Annotated in this window: 4 protein-coding genes and 2 pseudogenes; 1 reads left to right on the top strand and 5 read right to left on the bottom strand. The window is 48.7% G+C overall.

All coding sequences use genetic code 11. From position 1 onward, the window contains the following. The coding region (locus ACRDCA_RS24900; protein ID WP_438691927.1) for a hypothetical protein at positions 1-231 on the top strand (231 nt) is incomplete at its 5' end. Between the two features lie 187 nt (positions 232-418). Here ACRDCA_RS24900 and ACRDCA_RS24895 read toward each other — a convergent pair. The 5 genes and pseudogenes from ACRDCA_RS24895 to ACRDCA_RS24875 form a co-directional block, all read right to left on the bottom strand. Next, positions 419-814 (bottom strand): hypothetical protein, encoded by a 396-nt coding sequence (locus tag ACRDCA_RS24895; RefSeq protein ID WP_438691926.1) that lies wholly within the window; start codon positions 812-814, stop codon positions 419-421. Positions 815-825: 11 nt separating this feature from the next. After that, complete coding sequence (locus tag ACRDCA_RS24890; protein ID WP_438691925.1) at positions 826-1,179, bottom strand: hypothetical protein; 354 nt, start codon at positions 1,177-1,179, stop codon at positions 826-828. A gap of 218 nt (positions 1,180-1,397) precedes the next feature. Then, positions 1,398-1,894, bottom strand: a pseudogene (locus ACRDCA_RS24885) (ISKra4 family transposase); the annotation flags it as partial. 57 nt (positions 1,895-1,951) lie between these two features. After that, positions 1,952-2,098 (bottom strand): annotated as a pseudogene (locus tag ACRDCA_RS24880) (Tn3 family transposase); the annotation flags it as partial. Between the two features lie 45 nt (positions 2,099-2,143). Continuing rightward, positions 2,144-3,223 carry a hypothetical protein gene (locus tag ACRDCA_RS24875; protein ID WP_438691924.1) on the bottom strand — a complete coding sequence of 360 codons (1,080 nt, stop codon included), beginning with the start codon at positions 3,221-3,223 and terminating at the stop codon, positions 2,144-2,146. Between the last annotated feature and the right edge of the window lie 292 nt (positions 3,224-3,515).

Below are 3,515 nucleotides of genomic sequence, written 5' to 3'. Positions count from 1 at the left end.
GTCGGTGACGTGTTGTTGCTGTTGTGGTCGCGGGGTGTAATGGAGCGCTGGCATGAAGAACCTCGTTTTAAAATAAGCCGAGTTCCAAGCCTGATGCATGACAACATTACCGACAAGGTGCCATCACCGGGCGTTTACGAAACGGCTATTGCTGTTTTCCGTGCAAAAGGCGAGTTGAATTGGCTATCGTCCGCACACCGGATGAACCATCCTCGATGGAATACGCCATGATCAAGCACTGCGGACATGACGGGTGCAGCGATGGGCAGGAAGTCGGGCTGGTCATTGAATACCTGCTGCAGACCCGCTCTGAAGTGGCGCACGATATTCAGAGGATTTTTGAGGGGAGACACTCTGACTTTGAGTCAGCCATCATGAGGTTGGAGACCGAGTTGAAACCTGCTGAAACAGGTTTGTATTATTTTGGGCGCTTCGCCCAAGCGTTGCGCATGACAGGCATAAACGTTGGCGGTATGACACCCATTTTTGGTAATGGGATCTTTACTGTTACACCCGGTGATGCGTCAAACCACACGTCATTGAAGGGGAGTTTTTGAAGTCGATTCAAGTCGAACTTTGTCGGAACATCAAGCCCCGCGGTATCAAGTTGTTCATCAATGACAAATTCCCCATCGTAGACCTTGCCGATCTGTGACGTTCCATAGGTAATCAGCACCGCATGAATATCGGTAAACACGTTCAGTATAAGCCCGGGGCGAGGGTATGGCCCCGGGTTGCCTAAGTCCTCGCTATGAGGAAACTTACACCAGAGTATGTCTCCGGGCTGTGGTAATGGTTTAAAGTCAGTGGCCATGCGCTTCCTGCTTATTTGAATAATGGAGAATCTAGATCTTCTTTTGAGATTTCCATACCTGACATTTTAGTAATGGCAGCATGCTGGGCATCTGTCAGTGGGCCGTTATCAAGTTCATAGGCTGGCAGAACATCGTGCGCCAGATAGCGTAACGCTTTATGGACGAGCTCAGTCTGGTTAAGAGCCAGCTCTTCCATCAGACGGGTAAACGTCGCTTCGCTGACTCCGTACTCGTTGTCACGTGCACGCAACTGGAAAAGAAATTTCTTCGGCGTAGTTTGTGCGCCGGTTTCCACTTTGCTTTTATCGACGCGTGGACGGCGTTTAGCTGTCGCGGCTACGTGAGTTTCAGCAATGGTCGTCATGATTAACCTCTCTTTCTTACTTTTTTATGACTATATTGAAAGTATATAGTAATTGCATGCTATTTGCTATATAGGAGAGCATGAAAAAACGTGGGGCAGCAAATGCTACAACGTTAAAAAACCACACATCTTCGGGGCCCTCGATGGGCGATCAGAGGGGCGAGAAGGTATCCGCAATGGTAGCCTAGCTCACAACTGCCCCACGTTTTTTATGCTCTCGATGCTTGCAGCCCCTTTGCATATTGCATTAACACAGTCAGCCGCATCGTAATATGAAACCAGTCAAGCACATGAGTTGACTCAGGATACATACCGAACTGCAGTTCCCTCAGGTTATCCGCGCCATCGGATAAAAAAATATCTGCTGGTTGGCCTGCATTCCCTGGGCGGAGAGGTGTGCCATTAGTCTGCGTTCCGGATGGCAGTCGTCATTCTGGACAAAACCAAAGCGGCGCGTGTCTGCCGGAGACCCGACTGAAAAGGATTTGCCGGCAATAATTTCAAAATTACGTTTTTTGTCGTCCCGATCCCGAACATAACCTCCATCAATACCTACCACAAGCGGTTTACCTGGTCTGGGCAGGTTCCCCCAGTCGCGGGGGCAACCGGAAAGAAAGCCAGAATTCGCTTCTGCCTCTGCATCAAGGCGCTGCGCCACCTGACATAAGTGATTCCTCACCGTTGAGGCATTTAGGCTGTCTCCCACTGGCAGAATACCATCGGCTGACGCCACCTCACCACCACCCCAGATGTTCGCCAGGGGAACGCCACTTTGTGCTGCGACCAGAATGGCGTTGGCTGCCCGAATCGTTTCATCCCTGATGTAATTACTGTCTGTCCAGGTCAGACGGTCACGCTTCAGTGCCGCGACATCGTTACGTATAAAGGGCTCTGGACCGGTGTTACAGGCTTCTGCCATCAGCATGGCGCAGATGCTGATATTTAGGTCCGAGACGCGGGAGCTTTACTCTGATGAATGGGTAAAGGCACCGGTGAAATGTGTCCGGGCATCGATTTCCAGTATCAGTTCAGGCAAATCAACGCGTGGCAACATGTCAGCCACCCGCTCCCGCAATGCGATCAGTGATGGTGTTTCTTCGATGGCATCCAGAGGACTCAGAATCAGCTCAGTTTTATCACCATTCCCAGCAACTCTGACTGCCGGGTTTTCCGGTAGTCGGTCCAGCACATCACGATATGTTGAATCCAGTTCTGTTGCGATGGCCGACAGAGTGGCACCTGGTGCTGATGATAATCCCAGAGAGCGGCAGATTATTGGACGCAAAGCTTCCCATTCCTTACCTTCGATGAGCCCTGCCCGGGGATCTGCATATCGCCAGCTGGGATTAACATAAATATCCCGTTTTTTCAGTGTAAGCTGAAGTTCCTTAAGTGCACAAAACGTATAGGCGTGAAAATCAATACTGCCGTCTTTTCTTATCACATGCTGTTGCCACGGGTTATTGATTATTTCTCGTGGTGCATCGTTATCTGTTTTTTTCTTTTTTAAATTAACTTCAACCCAGCAAAGCGCTTCAATTAATGCCTCAGCTGAGGCATTACATTCAAAATGTATCCTGGAAAGTAAATCAGGTAAAAAACGCCGTACCGTTTTGAATTTAGCATCAAGCTCATTGAAGTAAACGTTATTAGCTGGTCGAACAAGTGATGTCACATTATTTACAGCATGTTTCAGTACATCTTCGGGAATGATATTGAAGATATTATCACGAACATCAATATCAGGTAACTTGTCATCAAGGATCATCCGACATGCTTTTGCCGGTATTTCTGCTGCACGATCCAGATCTTTAAGCGTTCGTTGGCGGTTCCGTTTATCTGCCTGAACCGCTTCATTGAACAGATCCCGGAGTAGTGCTTCAAGTAATTCAAGTGCATCATCCTGAGCCGTCGCCTCCATACAGCAGGAGAATGCAACAAGCGTAGCCAGTTTTCTTTTTTCTGGTAAGCGTTGAAGCGCTGTTGTTTTAGCCGTTGAGGCATAACGGGCCAGGGCAGCAATTCGGGTATCCGGGGTTCTCAATAGGCCAACAAAGTGATGGAAAGGTATCAGCGATGGCAGCGTAGATTACGACTGCCCCACGCTTTTTGTGCTCATTAAAGGAGAGCATAAAAAGTGTGGGGCACTAGTGTTGTAACACCTCATCCGTGCACCACCGCCGAAATCTGATATTAATAATTTGTTTCCGCAATAAAAATGTCCTGTACAGACAATAACGCACAGGAGAAAAACAATGAACGGCATTTCACTGCTGACCAACAACATGCAGCAAATGGCACAGGCGAGTATGAGAGGGGATGCCCCAATGAAAGAG

The sequence above is a fragment of the Serratia sp. (in: enterobacteria) genome, from assembly GCF_051654945.1.
Taxonomy (GTDB): Bacteria; Pseudomonadota; Gammaproteobacteria; order Enterobacterales; family Enterobacteriaceae; genus Chania.
This window is presented reverse-complemented; position numbering and strand designations above follow the sequence as displayed.